The following is a 23,815-nucleotide window of genomic DNA, read 5'->3' as shown; positions in this document are numbered from 1 at the left end:
TATTAATGATTCTTGTAAAAATACGGTTTTAAGACATATATTCATGCAATTCCATGTTAAGTTCAGGTTGGTAATCCGTAATTTGCAAGAAAAACTTTTTGGAGGCTTCCAGCTTTAAAATATACAATGCATCCGCAGGCTCAGGTAAGACTTATACCTTGGCCAAAGAATATCTAAAATTACTGTTGTCCAATGACTCCTCCATAAAATTTAGGCAGATTTTGGCCATTACCTTTACCAATAAAGCTGTTGGGGAAATGAAAACACGGATTTTGGATAACCTTCATGCTTTTGGAAGTGATAAAAATCAAGGGACACTATTCCATGAAATCTGCCAAGACCTTTCATTAAGTGCCGAACAACTTCAACAACGATCAAAAACAGTACTTAAAAGAATTTTGCACAACTACTCTTTCTTTGAGGTTTCCACAATTGACAAATTCAATCATAAGATTATAAAGACATTTGCACGCGACCTTCAGCTTTCGCAAAATTTTGAGGTAGAGTTGGATGTTGAATTGCTTTTGGAAGAAGCCGTGGGACATTTATTGGAAAGAGCAGGAACAGATAAGGAACTTACTCAAGTTTTGCTCGCTTTCTCACTTGAAAAGATCGATGATGATAAGAGTTGGAATATTTCATATGACCTAGTGGAAATTGGAAAATTGCTTTTTCAAGAAAATCATTCTGGGCATGTGGAAAAACTGCTAACGAAATCGATACGTGATTTTCAACAAATTCAAAAGAACATCACTTCACAAATAAAAGTGATTGAAAACAATATCGGTATTGAAGCGCAAAAAGTACTTCAGGAGATTGAAAATCAAGGATTTGATTCCTCTGATTTTCCAAGACAGACTCTCCCTAAACACTTTAGAAAAATAATTGATGGGGAGTTTGGAATTAAAATGCTTTACAACAACAAATTAGAACAAAACTTACTTGAGAATAAAGTCCTTAAAGCTGCCGATAAAAGAGATGCGACCCATCTAACAAGTATTATTTTAGAAAGTTTTTTATCCATCAAAAAGAGCATTTATAAACGTAGTTACTTCAAAAATATTTATGGCAATATAGTTCCGCTTACATTGTTGAATGAAATCGCAAAAGAAATCAAGAACATAGAAATTGAAAGGGATGTAATTCCAATTTCGTCATTGAATTCATTATTGTCAAAAGAAATAAAAAATCAACCTGTTCCTTTTATTTATGAAAGGATGGGAGAAAAATACAGGCATTATTTTATTGATGAGTTCCAAGATACTTCCAAAATGCAATGGGACAACCTCATTCCTTTGATTGGAAACGCTCTAGAAAGTGAAAATGAAAAAAAAGAAAGTGGTTCCTTATTTCTTGTAGGAGATGTAAAGCAGGCCATTTATAGATGGCGTGGAGGCAGAGCAGAACAATTTCTAAATCTTATTAATCTAAAATCCCATCCTTTTGTAGTGGCGCCTAACATCAACACTTTGGACACAAATTGGAGAAGTTATAGCGAAATTGTCCAATTCAACAATAGCTTTTTCACATTGGTTGCGCCATTTTTAAAGGGGGAGGATTACAAAAATCTTTTTTTAGAAGGTTGCAATCAAAAACCCAATAACAAGTCTGGTGGTTTTGTACAATTATCATTTTTGGACAACAACATCAATGACAAGGAAGAAGCCTATTGCAATGAAGTTCTAAAAACTATTGATGAAGTTATATCCAAAAAGTACTTCTTCTCTGATATTTGCATTCTAGTCCGTGATAATAATAAAGGTATGCTTTTGGCCAATTTTCTATCTGAAAAAGAAATTCCCATTATCTCTTCAGATTCTTTGTTGTTGAGCAACAATGAAAAGGTTCGTTTTCTTATTTCATTACTAAAAGTGATGGATGATTTAAATGATAAAGAAGCTCGCTATGAAACCTTGATGTTTCTGGCTAAAAAAGAAAAACATGATTTTATATCCTCCAACATCGACAACCTTGAAGAGTTGTTTTCCGCTACTTATGGGTTTCATCTGAACAGTTTAAAAGGGCAATCGGTTTTCACAATTCTTGAAAAGGCCATCATCCAGTTTGACCTATCTGTAAACACAGCTGCCTATCTTTCTTTTTTAATGGATGAGGTATTGATCGTAGAAAAAAGAGATGGGCCAGGGTTACATTCTTTTCTAAAATATTGGGAAAAGAAAAAAGCAAGTCTTTCCATTACTGCTCCTGATAATGTTAACGCGGTTAAAATCATGACCATTCACAAAGCCAAGGGCCTAGAGTTTCCAATTGTAATCTTTCCTTTTGCCAATGCGATAATAGATGATAAGCGAAAGAAAAAGAAATCTTGGGTTCCCAAAGTTAATGACGAACATGATTTTGGGTTAGATGAATTCTTGATCAATACAAACCAAGAAATGTTGCATTATAACCAGATTACAGCAGATGTATATATTGATGAAGTAAAAAAAACGGAATTGGATGCCATGAACGTATTATATGTGGCATTGACCAGGGCTGAAAAAGCACTCTATGTTATTTCTGAAGTAAGTAAGAACAGTCCCTCCTTAATGAATGTCACCTCCTATTCGGACTTATTTTATTGTTACTTGCAAAACCAGGAGGTTCCTAAAAACCATCAGGAGGTTTATGCTTTTGGCGTAGCACTGGAAAATAATGCAACTGCTTCTGCATCGTCCACAGAAAATCTTCATATTTCTTATCTAACAAGGCAAAAAGAAGACCCAGGCTTTACCATTTCAACAAAATCCAGTCATTTATGGGATGATGAAAAAAGAGAGGCTATTGAAATGGGTAATCTTATTCATTTCGCACTTAGCAACATCATTACAAGTGACGATGTCCCCCATGCCATTGAAAAACTTCAGTTATCTGGTCATATTCCTGAAGATGCCACCAATTATCTAAAAGAAAAGATACTTGGTGTTGTCAATCATCCAGAACTGAAGAGGTATTTCTCTGATGAGTACCAAATATTGAATGAGCAAGAGATACTAACTATAGATGGAGGGTCATTGCGTCCAGACCGAATTGCAATTAAAAATAATGAAGCAACAATTATTGACTATAAAACAGGAAAAACATCTCCATCTCACAAAGAACAGATTACGCAATATGCTGATGTGCTAAAAGAGATGGATTTTGAAATTAAACATACTATTATTGTCTATATTGATCACCTAATAAATCCCGTTTTTCTTTAAACTAAAAAACTATGTACGGAAAAATAAAAGAGCATCTTGCAAATGAGTTGGACGCCATAAAAGAGGCAGGCCTATTTAAAAAAGAACGCATTATCACATCTCCACAAGATGCGGTCATAAAAATATCTACAGGACAAGAGGTCATTAACTTTTGTGCCAATAATTATTTAGGGCTTTCATCACACCCAGATGTAGTACAAGCAGCTAAAGATGCGCTGGACTCTCATGGTTTTGGTATGTCTTCGGTTAGATTTATTTGTGGCACTCAGGATATCCATAAAGAACTAGAAGAAAAGATTGCCAACTTCTATGGCACGGAGGATACTATCTTGTATGCTGCAGCTTTTGATGCCAATGGTGGCGTGTTTGAGCCTTTATTGACCGCAGAGGATGCCATAATCTCAGATTCGTTGAACCACGCATCAATAATTGATGGTGTCCGCCTTTGTAAGGCCAAAAGGTATAGGTACGCCAATAATGATATGGCCGATTTGGAAGCTCAGCTCAAACAAAGCGAAAAAGATGGTGCTCGATTTAAAATTATCGTTACTGACGGTGTTTTTTCTATGGATGGACTCTTAGCTCCTCTAGATAAAATTTGTGATTTAGCGGACAAGTATGATGCCATGGTAATGATTGATGAATGCCACTCTGCAGGGTTTATTGGTGAAACCGGAAGAGGAACTCTTGAGGAAAAAGGAGTTATGAATCGCATAGATATTATTACAGGCACCTTGGGCAAAGCACTTGGAGGCGCAATGGGTGGGTATACCACAGGTAAAAAAGAAATTATAGAAATGTTGCGCCAAAGGTCTCGGCCCTATTTGTTCTCCAATTCCCTTGCTCCAGCCATTGTAGGAGCTTCTATCAAGGTGTTTGAAATGTTGGACAAGGATACCTCGCTAAGAGACAAACTTCAAAGCAACACTGAATATTTTAAAAAAGGGATGAAACAAGCCGGTTTTGACATTATTGATGGTGATTCGGCCATAGTACCCGTAATGCTGTATGATGCCAAGCTTTCCCAACAAATGGCAGATATGCTTTTAGAGAAGGGTATTTATGTAATTGGTTTCTTCTATCCAGTGGTCCCAAAAGGCAAGGCCCGCATCCGTGTGCAACTGTCAGCAGCCCACGAACAGCATCACTTGGATCAAGCAATTGAGGCATTCATTCAAGTGGGAAAAACATTGAAAATCGTTGAAATGCAGTAAATGTTCCATGTAATGCATCAAAAAAAAAGAAAAATTGATTTTGTTAATAAGTCTTAACAACTTACATTTGCTGCTGATAAACACTTAAACTTAAAATTTTGAGCATGAAACATCTTAGCAAATTATTAGTTGTTGCCCTATTAGTTTTAGGCGCTAACAACCTACAAGCGCAAGACGAGAATAATCCGTGGCAGATTAGTTTTGGGGTGAACGCAATTGACCTTTATCCTACCAACGATGAGAACAACCCGTTCTCTAGTACTACATTGTTTGATGAGTACTTCAACGTTTCTGACCACTGGAACATCTTGCCTTCCGTTTCTTACGTGGCTGCATCCAAATATATTGGAAGTGGATTTTCTGTAGGTGCAAGAGGTTCTTTAAATAGAATTGAAAACAATGGTGACCAAGCGGTTGATGATCTTTCGCATTACGCTATAGATGGTACCATTAAGTACAACTTCCTTAAAAACACAACTATTGACCCATTTGCGGAAATAGGTGGTGGTTATACTTGGGTTGATGAAATTGGTGCTGGTACTGCAAATGCAGGTATTGGTGTAAACATCTGGTTTTCAGAAAACATCGGTTTAACATTACAGACTCAGTACAAACATGCTTTTGAAGATTATTTAGTAAAGCATTTCCAACACATGGCAGGTATTAGCATCAAATTTGGTGGAACTGACACTGACGGTGATGGAATCTATGACAAAGACGATGCTTGTCCAGAGGTTGCTGGTCTAGAAGCATTCAACGGTTGTCCAGATGCTGACGGCGATGGTATTGAAGATAGCAAAGATAGCTGTCCTAACGAAGCTGGTTCTAAAGAAATGAACGGTTGTCCAGATGCTGACGGTGACGGTGTTGCTGACAAAGATGATGCTTGTCCTAACGAAGCTGGTCTTGCTGCTTTAGCTGGTTGTCCAGATGCTGACGGTGATGGTGTTGCTGACAAAGATGATCAGTGTCCTAACGAAGCTGGTCCTGCTGAGAACAACGGATGCCCTTGGCCTGATGCTGATGGTGACAGTGTTCTTGACAAAGACGATCAATGTCCTCAAGTAGCTGGTACTGTTGCTAACAACGGTTGCCCAGAAGTAACTGAAGAAGTTCAAAAACAATTGAACGATTATGCTAGAACTATCTTGTTTGACACTGGTAGATCTTCTATCAAAGCAGAATCTACTTCTGTAATGGTTGATATCATCACTATCTTAAATGAGTATCCTAATGCTAAGTTTACAGTAGAAGGACATACTGATAGTGTTGGTGGTGCTTCAACAAACCAAAAACTTTCTGAGTCAAGAGCTAACTCTGTAAGAGACTTCTTGATTGACAAAGGTGTTGGTGCTGATAGATTAACTGCTATCGGATATGGTGAAGACAAGCCAATCGCAACTAACAACAACAGAGCTGGAAGAGCTCAAAACAGAAGAGTTGAAATCAACTTGGTAAAATAAGAATTAGAAAACTAAGTTTTCTTTTCAAAAAAGGCTCCGCAAATGCGGAGCCTTTTTTATTTTTAGCATATGCATCAAAGCTTTCTTCAATATGTTCTGGATGACCTGCTAAAAAAAGAAGTGGCTATTGAGTCATTAACTTTCGTTCTACCCAGCAAACGGTCTGGCACTTTTCTGAAAAAGCACATTTCCAATATCCTTATCAAAAACAGCTTTAGCCCAAAAATTCTGGCTATCGAGGATTTTGTAGAAGACATCTCTGGTATTACCTCTGCATCTTCCATAGACTTGCTTATTCAACTATATACCGTTTATAAAAGCTCCAAAATAGAAGTTCATGATGATTTTTATACTTTTTTAAAATGGGGGCAAACGCTCCTTCAAGATTTTAATGAGATAGACAGGTATCTCATTCCCTCCAAGGATATCCTCAACTATCTATCTGCCATAAAAGAAATCAACCATTGGTCTTTAAAAAATGAGAAAACAGAACTGATCCAAAAATATTTACAGTTTTGGAATAGTCTTGAATCTTTATATAATTCTTTTACTACTTCGCTATTAAATCAAAAGAAAGGGTATCAAGGCCTAATCTATAGAAAGGCAAATGAAAATCTTGTTGATTATTGTAAAACCAATAAAAATGATTCCTTGGTTTTTGTAGGCTTCAATGCTCTCAATTCTGCAGAATCAAACATCATACAATACTTTCTTGAACACACCAATAGCCAAATCTATTGGGATATTGATTCTTATTTTCTTGACGATGCTATTCATGAGGCTGGTCTTTTTATCAGAAATTATAAAAGGCAATGGCCCTATTATAGTGTCAGGAATTTAACTGGGGTTCATAATAGTTTTTTATCTCCTAAAAGCATTTCCATTACAGGCGTGCCCAAAAGTATTTCACAAGCCAAGTACGTTGGGGAAATTTTAAAGGGAATTAAATCAGAATCCCCTACTGGGTTTAAAAACACAGCTCTGGTTCTGGCAGATGAATCTTTGCTCAACCCTATTCTTCAAGCTATTCCAAATGAAATCAATGAGGTAAACATCACTATGGGTCTGCCTCTTAACAAAACCGTACTGTATTCATTTTTTCTGTCCTTTTTAGAACTCAATATAGCCTCCACAGAGAAGGGGTGGTTTTACAAAGATGTTTTAGAATTTCTATCAAACCCATACAGCATATCTATTTCCGCTTCTCAACAAGTGGACTTCGCAAAGGTAATTCCAAAGGATATTAAAGAAACTAATAGGCTTTATCTCAATCATAACAACCTTTCTAAATATACCGGAGCAAAGCAGGTATTGGAAATTATATTCCCGCCAAAAGCTATTTCATCAGTACAATGGATAGACAATTGCCTGTTGCTGATTCAAAGCTTAAAAAAAATCTTTGATGTAGAAGAGAACCCCCAAGAACTTGAGTCTTTATATCGATTTTACACCCTGTTTAATCAACTAAAAACCCATTTAAACGCTATTGACCTTAAACCAGGTCTAAAATCAGTTAAAAGCTTGTTTAAACAGCTAGCAACTATGGAAACGCTAGATTTTATCGGTGAGCCTTTATCCGGATTGCAGATAATGGGTATGCTGGAGAGTCGAAATTTAGACTTTGAAACGGTGATACTTACATCTGTAAATGAAGGTGTACTCCCCTCAGGAAAATCTAACAATTCTTTTATCCCTTTTGATGTAAAACGGGAATACGGACTGCCCACATACAAAGAGAAGGATGCTATATATACATACCATTTTTATAGATTGATCCAACGTGCCAAAAATGTTCATATCATCTACAACACCGAACCAGACGTTTTAGAAGGTGGCGAAAAAAGCAGGTTAATTTCTCAGTTGCTCACGGATGATAGCATTTCAAAATACGTCACACATCATATTGCATCTCCTCAAGTTAAAATTTCACCATCTCCTATAGCTGAGATATCTAAAAGTCCACTACTTTTAAAAGACATAGAGTCTTTTGCAGATAACGGATTTTCACCAACTTCTCTAACCAATTACATTAGAAACCCACTTGAGTTCTATAAAAAGAACATTCTTAAAGTAAATGATGTTACTGAAGTTGAGGAAACGATAGCCGCCAACACTTTTGGCACAATAGTACACGACAGTCTAGAGGAACTATACCTACCTCTTATCAATAAAGTTTTAACATTGGAAAATACCGCTGATCTGGCAACAAAAACCCCAGAGGTGGTAAAAACCCACTTTTACAAAAACTTGCCCGGAGTTGATATTTTAAAGGGCAAATTTCTTCTGGTCTACAATGTAATCGTAAAATATCTACAGAATTTTATCGCTCAAGAAATAAAACAACTAGAAAAGCATGAAATAAAAATCTTGGGATTAGAAGAAAAACTCGTTGTGCAACTGAATATGCCAGAATTAGCTTTTCCTATAAAGCTCAAAGGTACATTGGACAGGGTTGACCAAATTGATGGCGTTACCAGAATAATTGACTATAAAACTGGAAAAGTAGAACCTAGAAATGTCAAAATTACAGATTGGGAAGAACTAGTTTTAAATTATGATAAAAGCAAGGCATTTCAATTGCTATGTTATGCTTTCTTATATTCTAAAAAGCATGACGCCAATCCTTTACATGCTGGGATTTACTCCTTTAAAAATTTGAGTCAAGGCTTTTTACCCTTTTACTCGAATGGGGTCAATATAGACCACGATACGCTCAACACTTTTGAAAGTTATTTAAAGAGAATAATCCTAGAAATCTGTAACTCCAGTATTCCTTTTACTGAAAAAAAGATGTAATTACTTTAAATCGGGCCGTGTAGGTCTCACTTCTATTTTGCTTGGTAGCGTACGAGGGTTCATTAATAATAAATCAACCACAAGCTTTCCGATATCCTCTACCTGTATTTTCCATGAATCTTTTGTAGAAGGTTCATTTCCATTAAAATGGGTTGCCACGGAACCGGGCATTATTGTAGTTACCTTGATATTGTATTTTCTCAAATCCAACATCGCTGCCTGAGTAAAGCCAACCACACCAAATTTAGTGGCATTATATCCTGCACCCTGAGTAAAAAAATTAGTCCCTGCTAAACTTGCCAAGGTCATATAGTACCCTTCAGACTTTTTTAATGCTTCTACTGAAGCTTTTAATGTATGAAAAACACCATTAAGGTTCACATTGATCATCTGATGCCATTCACTTTCATCCATTTCATCAACAGGTGCAAAATGACCTACACCAGCATTGGCCAGCACAAAATCCAATTGCCCCCATTTCTCCAAAACTACCTCAACAGCATTTACTTCATCAGTAAGCTTTGAAACATCTGAAGGTATTCCCAGCACATTTGCTTCATCTCCTAAACTTTTTGCGGCTTGGCTAACTCCTTCTATACTTCTTCCACTTATGGCAACCTTCATACCCAGTTGCAGCAGAGATTGGGCAACTCCATATCCAATTCCCTTTGTTCCACCAGTTATGTAGGCTACTTTACCCTTCAAATTCATAGTCTATACATTTTAAAGATTTTGTCGCAGGCACAATGTCATCCTTAACTACGCTTACCAATAAAAGCACGCTACATCCTATTTAAGCTTCGCAGCTGGCGCAATCTTTTTTCTGTTTAAACTTCTGCGCTGCGTTCATACTGTGCTGATAGTAAAGCGATTTCAATCCTAATTTCCATGCAGTTACATGAATCTTATTGATTTCCTTGACTGGCATATCTGGGTGCACAATAATGTTAACCGACTGTCCTTGGTCTATATGGTTTTGTCTATTGGCAGCTTGATAAATAATATCCAATTGATCAATCTCTGAATAGGTTTTAAAGACATCTTTTTCAAGTTGCGTAAGGAAGTCTAAATGCTGTACCGAGCCATCTTGATCACGGATACTTCGCCAAACATCAGTTGTATTTTCTCCTTTGTCCTCTAAAAGTTGCTCTAAAAATGGATTCTTTATCGTGGTTTTGATCTTGGCAATATCCTTTACATAAATGTTGGACCATATGGGTTCTATCCCCTGCGATACTTGACCTAGGATAAAAGCCGAAGAAGTTGTTGGAGCAATCGCATTTAAGGTAGCATTACGTCTACCATAGCCTTTGAGTACAGCAGGTTCTCCAAATTTCTTAGCTAACGCTTCAGATGCGTTATAGGATTTGGTTTTGATGCTCCTGAAGATCTCATTGTTTAAATTATATGCTTCTTGACTATTAAAAGGCATCATTTTAGACTGCAATAATGAGTGCCATCCTAATACACCTAGCCCTAATGCTCTATTATCTTTTGCGAAGTTGTAAGCCCGTTCCATAAAAAGAAAGGTCTGGCGATCTTCACGGTTTGAAGAATCCCGATAAGCTTCCAATTTTTCAATGAATTCTGTAATAACAGCGTCTAAAAAGTATACCATCGTCTCTACCGCATCGGTATCTTTCCATTTGTCGTAATGCAATACGTTTACCGATGATAGTACACATACAAATGACCAATCATCATTTGATGGCAACATAATCTCGGTACAAAGGTTACTGGCATAAATCGTATGTTGTTTGTCTTTATAGACATCTGCAGCGGCATTATTTGCATGGTCACTAAAGAAAATATAGGGGTAGCCCATCTCTCCTCTTCGCTGTAATACTTTTGCCCAAACAGATCGTTTTTCAATATCTCCATCGATCATTTCCTGCATCCATTTATCGGTCACCGTAACCCCGTGTGTCAACTCCTGAATAGGGTTTCCTTCCGTGCCGATTTCCAAAAACTCTGAAATGTCAGGGTGTTCAACTGGCAAATAAGGGGAAAAACGACCTCGCCTTACAGAACCTTGGCTAACCACATCAACCATAGACTCAAAAAGCTGCATAATATGTACCGCTCCTGACGCTTGCCCATTGTTCTTTACTTCTGCCCCACGGTGTCTAATCTTTCCGAAGTATCCTGAGGTGCCCCCTCCCAGTTTGGACATCATACCAACCTCTGACTGGGTATATAAGATATTGCCCATATCATCATCAATATGCGAACCAAAACAACTGATAGGCAATCCTCGTTCTTTTCCAAAATTTGACCAAACAGGTGATGCCAGAGAGAAAAAGCCCTGAGACATATAACCATAAAATTTATCAGAGAAACCAGGCATCTGCAAAAGCTGTTCAGCTCTATCTGCAATTTCACGGATTCGTTGTTCAGCGCTAACTCCTTCAGTCAAATATCCTGAAGCTAAGAAGTTTCGGCTGTGTTCCGTAAGCCATTCAAATCCTTTTTGGTCTTGCTTGCTTAAATTTTTGAGTGCTTCTTTTCTTGCATTAACAAGTTGTTCGCTCTCGGAAATAGTTGTTGATGTTTGTGCGTTTAAGGTATGTTTTTGATCATTCATTTAAAAAAGGTCGTCGCTGGTTATACTTTGTGTTCTTTTACTGTAGTTAATGGAGCGCTTTACAAAGAAATCGCCATGTTTGGTGCCAATAATCTCATCATCAAACCATTCTGTTTGCGTCAATAATGTCTCATCAATCTCAAATATTTTATCGATCCCAATACTCTCCAGGGAATTATTGAATCTGTTCTTTATAAACTCGTTCACCAAGGCTTTGGGCAGAAAATCAAGCTCGCCCTTCTCAAAAATCCAATCTACCACCTCGCTTTCTGCTATGAATGCATCTTTGCACATTTCCTGTATCACATTATGGTAATCGGCATCAAACCACTCAGGGTTTTCGTCTTTGATGATATTGATGATATCGATACCGAAATCACCGTGAATCTGTTCTTCCTTAGATGTGGCTTCTACAACATTGGAAATACCCTTAAACATATTCTTGTGCTTGTTAAAGGCCATGATGATCAAAAACTGTGAGAATAGGGATACGTGTTCAATAAATAGAGAGAACAACAAAACAGATTCTGCATATTCTTTATTATCCTCACTTTTTGCGTTTTTAAGCGCTGTTTCCAAGTACTGTACCCGCTTCATGATGACTGGTTTTTTCTTGAGGTTCTTAAACTCCTCATTAAGTCCCAAAATCTCAAGTAAGTGAGAATACGCATCATGATGGCGAACTTCACTTTCAGCAAAAGTTGCGCCTACTGAACCTACCTCGGGCTTTGGCATTCTATGGTATATATCTCCCCAGAATGTTTTTACCGCGACTTCTATTTGTGAGATGGCCAGCATGGTATTTTTTAAGGCACTACGCTCAGTTTCCGAGAGACGTGTCTTAAAATCTTGAATGTCACTTGTAAAATTAAATTCAGTATGAATCCAGTACGAATGACGAATAGCTGGCACGTATTCATATAACGCTGGGTATTCATACGGTTTTAGATTAATCCGCTTCTCAAAAATATTGGTCTTGCGTTTCTGTGCTTGCTCATTACGATATAGAATATAGCCCTTGGCCACGTCAAAAAAACCACTTTCCATCAGTTTGTTTTCAACAAAATCCTGCACCTCCTCTACGGTAGGCACATAGCTTTCATCAAACTGCTTTCGTTCCAAAAGTGCTGTATAAACATTGCCAGAGATACGCTCTGCATCCATAAAATCTCCATGATTTGCAGCGGTCATGGCTTTTAGAATAGCATTTGTTATCTTATCTAGCTGAAAGGGTTTCGTGACAAAATCCCTCTTGATGACGTGGGTAATTTCCATGATATTTTGTGATTAAAATTGCTCTAAAGAAGCGAGACGTAAAGGTCAATTTTTATTGTTCTTGTTCCTCCTGAAAATCTTGAAGTTTTTCCACACCGTTATCAACAATGCTAAATTATCGCCAGAAAATGTTTAGAAATCAATAGCCATAATTCTGTCTAAGGCATGGTATTCATTGCCCTTAAAGAATTGATTAGCGTAGTACTTGTTGTGAGAAAATAAAAAGCCCTCACAGATGTGAAGGCTTCTATTTACTTGGTGGAGAATACCGGAGTCGAACCGGTGACCTCTTGCCTGCCAGGCAAGCGCTCTAGCCAGCTGAGCTAATCCCCCAAAGCGTGCGCAAAGGAAAGACATTTTAACAACGTTTCAAAATAGAGTTGTAGTCCCTTCTACTTTTTAACACTAAGCACCAATACCGGGATCGTTACAAAAAACTCAGCTTTGGGAACTGTATTTTTCTCCCATAGTTTTTTAAAAAATCCGCGCTTTCTCCTAAACACACATAGCATCTCAGGGTGTTGTTTTTGAAAATGCTCTAAGACTCCCAGGTAGGTTGTTGCATGTTCTGTAATCGTCAACTGTTGGCTAAGATCTAAGAGTGCGGTATTTACCTGAAGGTCTTCTTCAGAATACCCTGGTCTTTTTACCAAAAGAAGTGTAATGTTGGACCTAAACTTGTCCTTAATCTCAATTAGAGGATTGAGAATTCTGTTCCTTTTAAGGATTCCAGAACCAAATGCCGTCATAATGTTTTGTATAGGCTTAAAGACCGTTCCTTTTGGAACTATCAAAGTGGCTATATTCGTTTGCTTTACAATTCTACCAGTGGTATTTCCTAAATAAAGTTCCTCTTCTATTGCGTTGCTTCTGGGAGCTATAATCATCAAATCTATCCCTAGTTCTTTATCAATTTCTTTAAGGCCATCAATAATATCCCCATTGTATGTAGCTATCTTTATTTCAACACCATTTGTGTTGACCGTTGCAATAATTTCTTTCAAATGCTCCTTACTACTTTTAGCTACTTTCTCTTTAACATTGGCCAAGCTTCCTGTTCCTGATGTTACGGAAAATACATCCATTACAAAAACTTGCGCTCCAAAGTTTGCAGCAAAGTCAATGGCGTATTGCAGTGTGTCCGAAGAATTAGGCGAGGTTCCTATGGGTACCAGTATATTATTCATTGTATGGTGGTTATGATTATACCTTAAATTTACAATTTAATTGAAATGAATCCATGATAAGACATGCAAAGATATCTGAAATAAAGGATATACTGAACATTACCAAGGCTTGCGCCATTAAAATGAGTAGTAATGGAATTTTTCAATGGAACGATAATTACCCTTCAGAAAGTGCCTTTTTAAATGATTTGGAAAGAAATGAACTTTATGTAAAAGAAAGTAATGGAAAGGTAATTGGCACTATTGTTATCTCAACATATATGGATGAAGAATATGTCCCAATCCAATGGCTTACACCAAACGGAAACAGTATTTACATACATCGTCTGGGTGTAGACCCCATATATCAGGGCAAGGGGTATGCCCAAGAATTGATGGATTTTGGCGAAGCCTACTCCAAATCCAATGGCTTTGTATCAGTACGGTTAGATACTTTTTCACAAAACAAAAGGAATCAACGGTTCTATGAGCAAAGAGGCTATCAAAAATTGGACGATATCTTCTTTCCAAAACAAAGTGTACATCCTTTTCATTGTTATGAATTAGTACTGTAACTTGCGCTGACTTTGAGAACAGAAGTCAATTTTAAAACAATAAACCACCTTGCCGTTCCTGCAACCATTTCTGGTATTGCAGAACCCATACTTTCTATTACGGATACTGCTATTGTAGGCAATATCCCCGTTGATGGGCTGGAATCCTTGGCTGCAGCAGGAATTGTAGGCTCCTTCTTATCTATGCTCATTTGGGTCCTAGGTCAAACCCGAAGTTCCATTTCCGCCATAATTTCACAATATCTGGGTGCAGGAAAATTAGAAGAAGTTAAAAATCTACCCGCACAGGCTATCTTTTTTAATATCCTTTTGAGCATATTCCTACTGCTCTCTACAATTTTTATCGTAGAAGAAATTTTTAGTTTGTTTGAAGCTACCGGGAAGATATTGGAATATTGCATATCCTATTATTCCATTCGAGTATGGGGCTTTCCACTTACCCTTTTTACCTTTGCCATCTTTGGAATCTTTAGAGGTTTGCAGAACACGTATTATCCCATGATCATCGCCTTGATTGGGGCTGTGCTCAATATTTTATTGGATTTTATTTTTGTTTACGGCATAGAAGGTCTCATTCCTGCAATGTATTTAGAAGGAGCTGCTTGGGCCAGTTTAATCTCGCAGGCTGTTATGGCCATTTTGGTCTTTATCTTGTTACTCAAGAAAACCGAAATAAGCCTAAAATTGGTTTTTCCTTTGAACAAAGAAATAAAGCGGCTGGTTATAATGAGTTTAAATTTATTTGTTCGCGCATTGGCACTTAATGCTGCCCTGATCATAGCCGTTCGTGAGGCAACTGCACTTGGTGATAAATACATAGGCGCCCATACCATAGCTATAAATCTTTGGCTGTTTGCAGCCTTTTTTATTGATGGTTATGGTGCCGCCGGAAATAGTATGGGTGGAAAATTATTAGGAGCTAAAGACTACAAAGGTCTTTGGAAGCTATCCAAAAAGATCATCACTTATGGTTTGCTCATAAGCCTTATCCTAATGGTTTTCGGATTTGTTTTTTACAGACCTATTGGGCATATTTTTTCAAATGAATCTATTGTTTTGGAAACCTTCTATGGAATCTTCTTTATTGTTATTATTGGATTGCCAATGAATACTTTAGCATTTGTTTTTGATGGGCTTTTTAAAGGATTAGGAGAAATGAAATACCTAAGAAACGTCTTGCTAACTGCCACTTTTCTTGGGTTTATTCCTGCGTTGTATTTAGGCAAGTATCTAGGTTGGGGTTTTAATGCCATTTGGATAGCATTTGTGGTTTGGATGTTGATACGTGGCTTGGCTTTGGTCTGGAAGTTTAGAAGAAAATTTAAGCCCTTGGTTCAAAACAGTTAATTTAGTATCCGAAAGAACTAAGAATCTATAACAATGTCCACAGATAGAGTCAGCGGAAGTCTTTATACAAAAATTGAAAACCGTATAGCAACAATTGAATTTGGCCATCCCGCGAGCAATTCATTTGTATCAGAACTGTTGGAACGCCTTACCAAAGAATTGGACAGGCTTTCAAAAAGTGATGAAGTTTCCATAATTCTTTTAAAATCTGAAGGAGAACGTGCTTTCTGTGCAGGGGCGTCGTTTGATGAATTGGTTGCTATTTCGAACTTAGAAGAAGGAAAAGCTTTTTTTAGTGGTTTTGCCAACGTCATCAATGCCATGAGAATATGCACAAAACCTATCATTGGAAGAATACAAGGAAAAGCAGTAGGTGGTGGTGTTGGATTGGCATCCGCTTGCGACTATGTGTATGCTACAGAAGCGGCTTCCATTAAACTTTCTGAAATTTCCATCGGTATTGCTCCTTTGGTTATAGCGCCAGCCGTGGAACGAAAAATAGGAAAGTCTGGTTTGGCGGAATTATCCCTAGCTCCAACCGAATGGAAAAATGCCTATTGGGCCAAAGAAAAAGGGCTGTTCTCTAAGGTATTTGACTCCATTTCCGAAATGGATAAAGAATTAGAGTTTCACATTCAAAAACTAGCTTCTTACAACCCTGAAGCTCTTGCGGAAATGAAACGTGCACTATGGGAAGGAACAGAAAACTGGAGTGCTTTGCTTTATGAAAGAGCGGAAGTTTCAGGTAGACTTGCATTATCCCCCGCTACCAAAGTAGCACTCGAAAAGTTCAAAAAATAACCAATATACCTTCAACCGAAATCCATATTGTTCCTAAACTCATAACGCCTATTCGGCTTCAAGAATATGGTGTTGGTATTTTCAATAGAGCACCAACTAAATCGGCCTTAAAAAAAGCCTTAAAGAAGAAACATATCACGGTAAATGAAACTCTCGCCACTTCAGCCACATTAATAAACGGAGGTGAAACCATTAGATTTTCCATTCCAGAAGAAATCAGTCCCAAAAAAGAGTTGGTCTTTCCTCTGAAGGTAATATTTGAAGACGAATACTTGGCAATGATTCATAAACCTGCCGGAATTTTGGTGAGCGGAAACAGTTTTAAAACTATTGCCTATGCCTTACCCCAAAACATTAAACCCAGTAAACTCTCGGATGCTACAATACCGCAACCTGTTCATCGATTAGATTATGCTACCACTGGTGTTTTGTTAGTAGGGAAAACCAGTAGCAGCATTCAAGCATTAAACAAAATGTTTGAAAACAAAGCGGTTAAGAAAACATACTATGCCGTTACCATTGGAGAAATGATCCCTAAAGGCGAAATAAGTTCAAAAATTGACGGCAAATCTGCTCAATCAAATTACATCATTACCAAATCGGTACCTTCCAAAAGATTTGGCAAACTCAACTTGGTGAAATTAAACCCACAAACAGGAAGAAGGCATCAACTGCGCAAACATTTGTCCAGTATAGGGAATCCAATATTGGGAGATAAGGACTATGGAATTGAAAACTTAATTTTAAAAGGGAAAGGATTGTATTTGCACGCTTACTCCTTAAAATTTGTACATCCGTTTACAGGGGAAGGAATTCATATGATGGATGAACTTCCAAAACGGTTTAAAAAAATCTTTGAGGAACTAAAATAGTCCAACCTTTAGCTTACAGCTACCTTAATTTATTTGGTCTGTATTCCTTAATAAAAGTTCAGTATTTTTAAACACATAAACCTCTGAATATTAAAAGCTCTTGCCTTTTAAATCGTATTATCAATGAAAAAACAATCTCTTCTATTAACTTTTTCACTCTTGCTTATTTGTCAATTTATGGGGTTTGCCCAAGAGTCAACTCCAATTATACTTGATGGTCCAAAAGATTGGAGCTATGAGAAAATTGATTTTCCATTGGACTTTGCTCCCAGCTTGCCTTATGAAGGTTTTGAAGAATTACGCTTTGCTCCTGGGATGTTCGACACCTCTTCATCAACCTATTTTACTTATCTGTTTGTTCTTTCAATACAGAACAAAGAAGAGTTGCCAAAGAATGAGTTAAAAACACTTTTATCTAAATACTACAAGGGTCTTTGTAGCGCTGTGGCAACATCAAAAAAAATGGCAATAGACACGTCTCAAATTAAAGTACGTCTTAAAAAATTGAAGAAGCCAAGTTCTCAGACCAAAAGCTATGGTGTTCTAATCAACTTTTTTGATCCTTTTACCAATGGTCAAAACATATTGCTCAACATGGAATTGGAGGTTATACCAAATAAGCAAACAAAGGGAGTTTATGTACTTTCCATTGTTTCTCCCCAATCAAAAGAGTCGGTTGTTTGGAAAGAATTGTATGGTGTAAAGGAAAAATTAAAACTTCAAAAAATAATATCAGCTGAAAACCGTTAATTATGCTGTTAACTGGCTTTTTAGCCAAGAGTATAATTCCTGAAGAAAAACAAATGGAACTGCTTTCAATTTTAAATAGCGATATTGTTTTCCCGTTAGTGGCATTTATGGTAGTTATAATTTATTTGGTTACCAGATTCCGAAATAGAAGAAAATTTAAACGATAGCCAAGTATGGCAGCAAAAAAGTATACCATGTGGCTAGTCTTGTACGGTTCTTTTTTTACTTTGGGTTTTGCCTTACTTTTCTTTGCCTTTCAGCAATATCAAAAGACTCAAAACTTGCTATCGGATGGTATAAAAACTACTGCAGTGGTCATTGATCTATTGACCAATTATGACAGTGATGGTGATACCTATACTCCAGTATTTGAATTTAAGGATCGAAACAGCGTAACCAGAACATATAAAAGTCCTATAAGCTCTAGTCCGCCAGCTTATAAAGTTGGTGAAAAAGTGAAAATCATTTATGACAAGACCGATAACCAAAATATAAAGACCATCTCCTTCTGGGGGCTTTATAGAACTAGTGTTATTCTACTGATGATTGCTTCTCCATTCCTGGTAATAGGTTCGTCTTACTTGTTATATACCTTAAGGTAAACCTTAACTAAAAATTCCGTCCTGTTATAATTGCCTTTTAAGGATTACTACCTTTGTGCCTTTGCACACCTTATGGGGAAAATTAGAATTACTAAGCAATTTACTTTTGAAACAGGCCATGCCTTGTTTGGTTATGATGGCAAATGCAGAAATGTACACGGGCATAGTTACAAGCTATCTGTTACGGTTATTGGCACACCAATAACGGATACTGACCATGTAAAACTGGGAATGGTGATTGATTTTGGTGATCTTAAGACCATTGTTAAGGAAGAAATTGTAGATACGTTTGATCATGCGACCGTTTTCAATAAGAATACACCACATATAGAGCTCGCCAAAGAATTATCAAAAAGGGGCCACAATGTGATTTTGGCAGATTACCAACCTACCAGTGAAAATATGGTCATCGATTTTGCTTCCAAAATAGGTGCTCGACTTCCTAAAAACATTCAATTGCATTCGCTAAAACTTCAAGAAACTGACACATCCTTTGCCGAGTGGTTTGCTGAGGACAATTAAATTACTCCTATTCCCAAAAGTGGGAATTCTTATATTTACAAGGAAATGAAAAGCATAACCGTTCCATCAGGCAAAAAAGTCTATTTCGCCAGTGATAATCACTTAGGTGCCCCTACTCTAAAAGCAAGTTTACCAAGGGAAAAGAAATTTGTAGCATGGTTGGACTCTATAAAGCATGATGCTGCAGCTATATTCCTAATGGGGGATTTGTTCGATTTTTGGTTTGAATACAAAACAGTAGTTCCCAAAGGGTTTACGCGAACCTTGGGCAAACTGGCAGAACTCACAGATTCTGGCATTCCAATAACCTATTTTGTTGGAAACCATGACCTCTGGATGAATGGTTATTTTGAAGAAGAACTCAATATTCCTGTTTATCACAAACCTCAGCAGCTCATAATCAACAATACCTCTTTTTTTATTGGTCACGGTGATGGTTTGGGACCATATGATAAAGGTTTTAAACGCATGAAAAGGGTATTTACCAATCCTGTTGCCAAATGGTTCTTTAGATGGCTACATCCAGATTGGGGAGTGCGGCTGGCACAACATCTTTCTGTTAATAACCGAATTATTTCTGGTGAAGCTGATGCATCTTTTTTAGGAGAGGATAAAGAGTGGTTGATTCTATACGCAAAGCGAAAACTAGAAGAACAACACTACGATCATTTTATTTTTGGACATCGCCATCTTCCTATGGAAATTAAATTAAATGAAAAATCCATCTATACCAATCTTGGAGATTGGATTTCCTATTTTACCTATGCCGTTTTTGATGGAGAAAAATTATCCCTCGAAAAATTAGAAGATTAATCCTTCTCATGTTCTTCAACATCTTTTGATAAGTCCAATCTTCTAAAAGTAGGTGATATTAAAGCGGTGGTGCCCGCCGTTAAAAGCGTCATGCAACCCCCAAAAACTACTGCAGTAACAGTCCCCAAAAGCTTGGCGGCCAATCCACTTTCAAATGCCCCCAGCTCATTGGACGAGCCAACAAAAATAGAATTCACCGAAGCTACTCTTCCCCGCATATGATCCGGTGTTTTTAATTGCAATATCGTTTGACGGATTATCATAGAAACACCATCTACCGCTCCACTTAAAAATAGAGCTACAACTGAAAGCCAAAAGGATGTGGAAATACCAAAAACTATAATACATATACCAAAGGCAAAAACCGCTAGCAATAGTTTTTTACCCGCATATTTGTGTAACGGAAACCTTGTAGAACCAAGCATCGTAATGGATGCGCCAATTGCCGGTGCTGCCCTTAAAATACCAAATCCTTCTGACCCTACGTGCAAAATATCTTGCGCGTAAATGGGCAAAAGTGCCACGGCACCACCGAAAAGTACAGCAACCATATCCAAAGTCAACGCTCCAAAAATAGCTTTGCTGTTAAAAACAAATTTCAATCCGTCTTTTAGACTTTGGAAAACAGGTTCTCCAATTTTAGGATTTAAAATAGGCTTTCTTGGAATTTTAAGCAGGAAGAGCAAAGCAAAGAGTGAAAAAGCCAAAATAACGCACATGGACCAATGCACTCCAATCCAACTAATACTAAAACCAGCTAGTGCCGGACCCAAAACAGACGCCATTTGCCAAGTAGAACTGCTCCAAGTAGCAGCATTGGGATAAATCTTTTTGGGAACGATTAAAGCTATCAAAGAAAAAATGGTGGGTCCTAAAAAGGCTCTCACAAGGCCACCAAGAAAAACCAAAAAATAGATGGCGTACAAAATATTTTTTGAGGAAATATCAGTTTCCAAAGATGGGTCGCTGAGAAAAAAAAGCCCCAAACTAATAACCGAAAACCCCAGAATACATTTTATCAGCAGGTTTCTTTTTTCTTTCTGATCAACAACGTGCCCTGCAAAGAGCGCCATACCTACTGCAGGAATTACTTCCATCAATCCAATAATGCCTAACGATAAAGGGTCTTTTGTTAATGAATATACTTGCCATTCAATTACGATAAATTGCATAGACCAAGCAAAGACCATTGCGAACCGGACAATTAAAAAAATATTGAATTCTTTATAACGAAGTGCTGCGTAGGGATCCATAAAAATCTAGCGAATATCTCTTAATTTTAACTGCAGGCTTATAGTTCCGTTCCATTCATTTTCATCCAAGGAAAAAACAGCATCAAATGAATTTTTATTTTTTACTCTCTCGATTTTACTCCCTAAATTAAAGCCTATTGCCCCAATAGTTGCAGAACCCTTTTGAAATGCTGATAGTTTCAAATGTTTTTCGCCCTCTCCTACACCTTTTGCGTAGCCGGTATCTTGAATTTTTTCAGCCATGAAAACCGGCGCCATATTACCAGGGCCAAAAGGAGCAAACTGTTTTATAATCCTCATTAGCTTATCATCAATTTGGCTTAATTCAATATTAGTGTCAATAGTAAGTTCGGGTTCTAATAATTTAGGGTCAATAGATTCAGAAACCACTTTTTCAAACTGGGCCTTAAAAGTTTCATATTGTTCTTCCAACAAGGTCAATCCGGCCGCATATTTATGCCCCCCAAATTGCTCTAAACAGTCTGAACATCCCTCTAGGGCGTTGTAGACATCAAAACCCTTTACCGATCGGGCCGATGCAGCCAGCTTATCGCCACTCTTAGTAAAAACAAGTGTAGGGCGATAATAGGTTTCCGTAAGTCGCGACGCCACAATACCAATAACTCCCTTATGCCAATTTTCATTATAGACCACTGAAGTAAACCGCTCCTCTTCTTCATTCTTCTGAATTTGCACAAGGGCTTCTTCAGTAATCTCTTTATCAAGATTTTTCCTGTCCGAATTAAACTGTTCAATTTCTTTGGCGAACGTTTGGGCAACGCTCAAATCTTTTTCCACCAACAAGTTTACCGCATGTTGTCCATGTTTTATTCGTCCGGCAGCATTGATTCGCGGAGCGATTATAAAAACAACATCCGTAATGGTAAGGGTCTTTTTTTTAATTTGATCAATAATCGCTTTAAACCCAATTCTAGGATTCATATTAATCACTTGCAATCCATAATACGCCAATACCCTATTCTCTCCAGTTATGGGAACAATATCTGCGCCAATAGCGGTTGCCACCAAATCTAAATATGGGATAAGGTCATTTATCGTTCCACCATTTTTTAGAGTCAATGCCTGAATCAGTTTGAATCCTACACCACAACCACAAAGCTCTTTGTACGGATAATTACAATCATCACGTTTAGGGTCCAAAATTGCAATTGCATCTGGTAGTTCCGTACCTGGTCTATGATGGTCACATATAATGAAATCTATTCCTTTTTCCTTGGCATGATTTACTTGTTCAATCGCCTTTACGCCACAATCTAAAGCAATTATCAAGGTAAAGTCATTATCTGATGCAAAGTCGATTCCCTGCATGGATACCCCATATCCCTCCGCATATCTGTCCGGAATGTATGTTGTTACATTTGGGTAATTCTCTAAAAGATGTGATGACAATAATGCCACAGCTGTTGTGCCATCCACATCATAATCTCCATAGACCATGATATTTTCATTATTTGCAATAGCAGATTCAATACGTGCTACTGCCTTATCCATATCCTTCATTAAAAAAGGATCGTGCAGATGAGATAGTTGTGGCCGGAAGAAGGCTTTCGCCTCTTCGTATGTTGTTATTCCTCGTTGTAAAAGTAATTGGGCCACCAACTCATCTACCTTCAATTCACTTGAAAATTGATCAATGTCCGTTTGGGTGGGTTTTGGCTTTATGGTCCAGCGCATGGTAGCGTTTGATTTTTGATAACGTCAGTTCGAGTGTTTCGAACTTGCTTCGAAATGTATCGAGAACAAGTTATTGAAAATTCTTTTTAGCAAGATTGGGCAATGCATCATAGTCTCCTCTAATCAAAACTTCTTTTTTAGCTTGAGACCATTTCTTGATTTGTTTTTCTTTCTCAATAGCAATACTTATATCTGTAAACTCAGCATAGAAAACCAATGCTAAAGGTCTTCTCAAAAATGTATAACTATCTTGATGTTTTCCTTCTTTATGCTCTTGAAACCGTTTTTCTAAATTAGAAGTAACACCTGTATAATACGTTCCATCCGAGCATTCTAAGATGTAAACATAGGATAATTTCATTTCTTGTTTACTTAAGTGCTTCTCGATACAATTCTGATTTTATCAGAATCACTCGAAGTGACGATTCACCTATTTATGATGAAAAATCGTCTTAATCTCCAGCTCGGCAAATCTTCTAAACATCTCCATTACTCCACAATACTTTTCCACAGATAGATCTACGGCCTTCTGTAGTTTATCTTCCTTCAGATTGGAGCCATAAAAATGATACTCTATAGCAACAGTGTCGTAGTATTTTGGATGCTCATCCGTTAAGTTGGCAATGGTATCAATTTGAAAATCATCCACTTCCAATTTCATTTTTTTAATGAGGGAGGCAACATCCAATCCGGAGCAACCTGCAACGGAAGAAAGCATCAATGCCTTGGGCCTAAATCCTTCTCCTTTGCCCCCATCATCAGGGCCTGCATCAATCTTTAAATTTAATCCTGAAGGGTTATTGCTTTCAAAGGCCATTTCGCCCAGCCATTTGGTAGTGATATGATTTGTCATGATGTCAAATTTTCGTTTCTTGTAGTCCTCA

General features: G+C 37.5%; 20 protein-coding genes and 1 tRNA gene. 12 read left to right on the top strand and 9 right to left on the bottom strand.

Features of this window, described 5'->3' with window-relative positions:
* Positions 1-98: 98 nt before the first annotated feature.
* The 4 genes from SJY44_RS03610 to SJY44_RS03595 all read left to right on the top strand — a co-directional run bounded on the left by SJY44_RS03610 (position 99) and on the right by SJY44_RS03595 (position 8,676).
* A complete protein-coding gene (locus SJY44_RS03610; RefSeq protein ID WP_396591322.1) occupies positions 99-3,203 on the top strand; it encodes a UvrD-helicase domain-containing protein in 3,105 nt (1,034 codons plus the stop codon).
* An 11-nt stretch (positions 3,204-3,214) separates the two neighbouring features.
* Positions 3,215-4,417, top strand: coding sequence for a glycine C-acetyltransferase (kbl, locus tag SJY44_RS03605; RefSeq protein ID WP_298923768.1), 1,203 nt, complete (start codon positions 3,215-3,217; stop codon positions 4,415-4,417).
* Positions 4,418-4,521: 104 nt separating this feature from the next.
* A complete protein-coding gene (locus SJY44_RS03600; RefSeq protein WP_396591321.1) occupies positions 4,522-5,880 on the top strand; it encodes an OmpA family protein in 1,359 nt (452 codons plus the stop codon).
* A 69-nt stretch (positions 5,881-5,949) separates the two neighbouring features.
* On the top strand, positions 5,950-8,676 hold the full coding sequence (locus SJY44_RS03595; RefSeq protein ID WP_396591320.1) for a PD-(D/E)XK nuclease family protein: 2,727 nt from the start codon (positions 5,950-5,952) through the stop codon (positions 8,674-8,676).
* Here the strand turns inward: SJY44_RS03595 and SJY44_RS03590 are convergent, their stop codons facing one another.
* The 5 genes from SJY44_RS03590 to SJY44_RS03570 all read right to left on the bottom strand — a co-directional run bounded on the left by SJY44_RS03590 (position 8,677) and on the right by SJY44_RS03570 (position 13,722).
* Positions 8,677-9,387, bottom strand: coding sequence for an SDR family oxidoreductase (locus tag SJY44_RS03590; protein WP_396591319.1), 711 nt, complete (start codon positions 9,385-9,387; stop codon positions 8,677-8,679).
* An 82-nt stretch (positions 9,388-9,469) separates the two neighbouring features.
* Positions 9,470-11,260 (bottom strand): ribonucleoside-diphosphate reductase subunit alpha, encoded by a 1,791-nt coding sequence (locus SJY44_RS03585; protein ID WP_396591318.1) that lies wholly within the window; start codon positions 11,258-11,260, stop codon positions 9,470-9,472.
* Positions 11,261-12,535 carry a ribonucleotide-diphosphate reductase subunit beta gene (locus SJY44_RS03580; RefSeq protein ID WP_396591317.1) on the bottom strand — a complete coding sequence of 425 codons (1,275 nt, stop codon included), beginning with the start codon at positions 12,533-12,535 and terminating at the stop codon, positions 11,261-11,263.
* 256 nt (positions 12,536-12,791) lie between these two features.
* Positions 12,792-12,868 (bottom strand) — tRNA-Ala (locus tag SJY44_RS03575).
* A gap of 59 nt (positions 12,869-12,927) precedes the next feature.
* Positions 12,928-13,722, bottom strand: a complete 795-nt coding sequence (locus tag SJY44_RS03570; RefSeq protein ID WP_396591316.1) for a universal stress protein — start codon at positions 13,720-13,722, stop codon at positions 12,928-12,930.
* A gap of 53 nt (positions 13,723-13,775) precedes the next feature.
* Between SJY44_RS03570 and SJY44_RS03565 the strand changes: the two genes are divergently transcribed.
* The 8 genes from SJY44_RS03565 to SJY44_RS03530 all read left to right on the top strand — a co-directional run bounded on the left by SJY44_RS03565 (position 13,776) and on the right by SJY44_RS03530 (position 19,983).
* Positions 13,776-14,276: a GNAT family N-acetyltransferase gene (locus SJY44_RS03565; RefSeq protein WP_396591315.1), complete on the top strand. Its 501-nt coding sequence runs from the start codon at positions 13,776-13,778 to the stop codon at positions 14,274-14,276.
* Positions 14,277-14,288: 12 nt separating this feature from the next.
* Positions 14,289-15,623 (top strand): MATE family efflux transporter, encoded by a 1,335-nt coding sequence (locus tag SJY44_RS03560; protein ID WP_396591314.1) that lies wholly within the window; start codon positions 14,289-14,291, stop codon positions 15,621-15,623.
* A 33-nt stretch (positions 15,624-15,656) separates the two neighbouring features.
* On the top strand, positions 15,657-16,424 hold the full coding sequence (locus SJY44_RS03555; RefSeq protein ID WP_298923696.1) for an enoyl-CoA hydratase/isomerase family protein: 768 nt from the start codon (positions 15,657-15,659) through the stop codon (positions 16,422-16,424).
* Positions 16,425-16,702: 278 nt separating this feature from the next.
* Positions 16,703-17,296 carry an RluA family pseudouridine synthase gene (locus tag SJY44_RS03550; RefSeq protein WP_396591313.1) on the top strand — a complete coding sequence of 198 codons (594 nt, stop codon included), beginning with the start codon at positions 16,703-16,705 and terminating at the stop codon, positions 17,294-17,296.
* A gap of 123 nt (positions 17,297-17,419) precedes the next feature.
* Positions 17,420-18,046, top strand: a complete 627-nt coding sequence (locus tag SJY44_RS03545; RefSeq protein ID WP_396591312.1) for a hypothetical protein — start codon at positions 17,420-17,422, stop codon at positions 18,044-18,046.
* A gap of 173 nt (positions 18,047-18,219) precedes the next feature.
* A complete protein-coding gene (locus tag SJY44_RS03540; protein WP_298923692.1) occupies positions 18,220-18,648 on the top strand; it encodes a DUF3592 domain-containing protein in 429 nt (142 codons plus the stop codon).
* A 72-nt stretch (positions 18,649-18,720) separates the two neighbouring features.
* Entirely contained in the window at positions 18,721-19,170 is a 450-nt protein-coding gene (locus tag SJY44_RS03535) for a 6-pyruvoyl trahydropterin synthase family protein (protein ID WP_396591311.1), read from the top strand.
* A gap of 45 nt (positions 19,171-19,215) precedes the next feature.
* Positions 19,216-19,983 carry a UDP-2,3-diacylglucosamine diphosphatase gene (locus SJY44_RS03530; protein ID WP_396591310.1) on the top strand — a complete coding sequence of 256 codons (768 nt, stop codon included), beginning with the start codon at positions 19,216-19,218 and terminating at the stop codon, positions 19,981-19,983.
* Here SJY44_RS03530 and SJY44_RS03525 read toward each other — a convergent pair.
* From SJY44_RS03525 to SJY44_RS03510, 4 genes are all read right to left on the bottom strand, one after another.
* Positions 19,980-21,236 (bottom strand): MFS transporter, encoded by a 1,257-nt coding sequence (locus tag SJY44_RS03525; protein WP_396591309.1) that lies wholly within the window; start codon positions 21,234-21,236, stop codon positions 19,980-19,982. The genes SJY44_RS03530 and SJY44_RS03525 overlap by 4 nt on opposite strands.
* A 6-nt stretch (positions 21,237-21,242) precedes the next feature.
* Complete coding sequence (gene recJ, locus SJY44_RS03520; protein WP_396591308.1) at positions 21,243-22,931, bottom strand: single-stranded-DNA-specific exonuclease RecJ; 1,689 nt, start codon at positions 22,929-22,931, stop codon at positions 21,243-21,245.
* Positions 22,932-23,001: 70 nt separating this feature from the next.
* Positions 23,002-23,292, bottom strand: coding sequence for a GIY-YIG nuclease family protein (locus SJY44_RS03515; RefSeq protein WP_396591307.1), 291 nt, complete (start codon positions 23,290-23,292; stop codon positions 23,002-23,004).
* Positions 23,293-23,361: 69 nt separating this feature from the next.
* On the bottom strand, positions 23,362-23,784 hold the full coding sequence (locus SJY44_RS03510) for an OsmC family protein (RefSeq protein ID WP_396591306.1): 423 nt from the start codon (positions 23,782-23,784) through the stop codon (positions 23,362-23,364).
* Positions 23,785-23,815 lie beyond the last annotated feature (31 nt).

This window comes from Allomuricauda sp. R78024 (genome assembly GCF_044596045.1).
Taxonomy (GTDB): Bacteria; Bacteroidota; Bacteroidia; order Flavobacteriales; family Flavobacteriaceae; genus Flagellimonas.
This window is presented reverse-complemented; position numbering and strand designations above follow the sequence as displayed.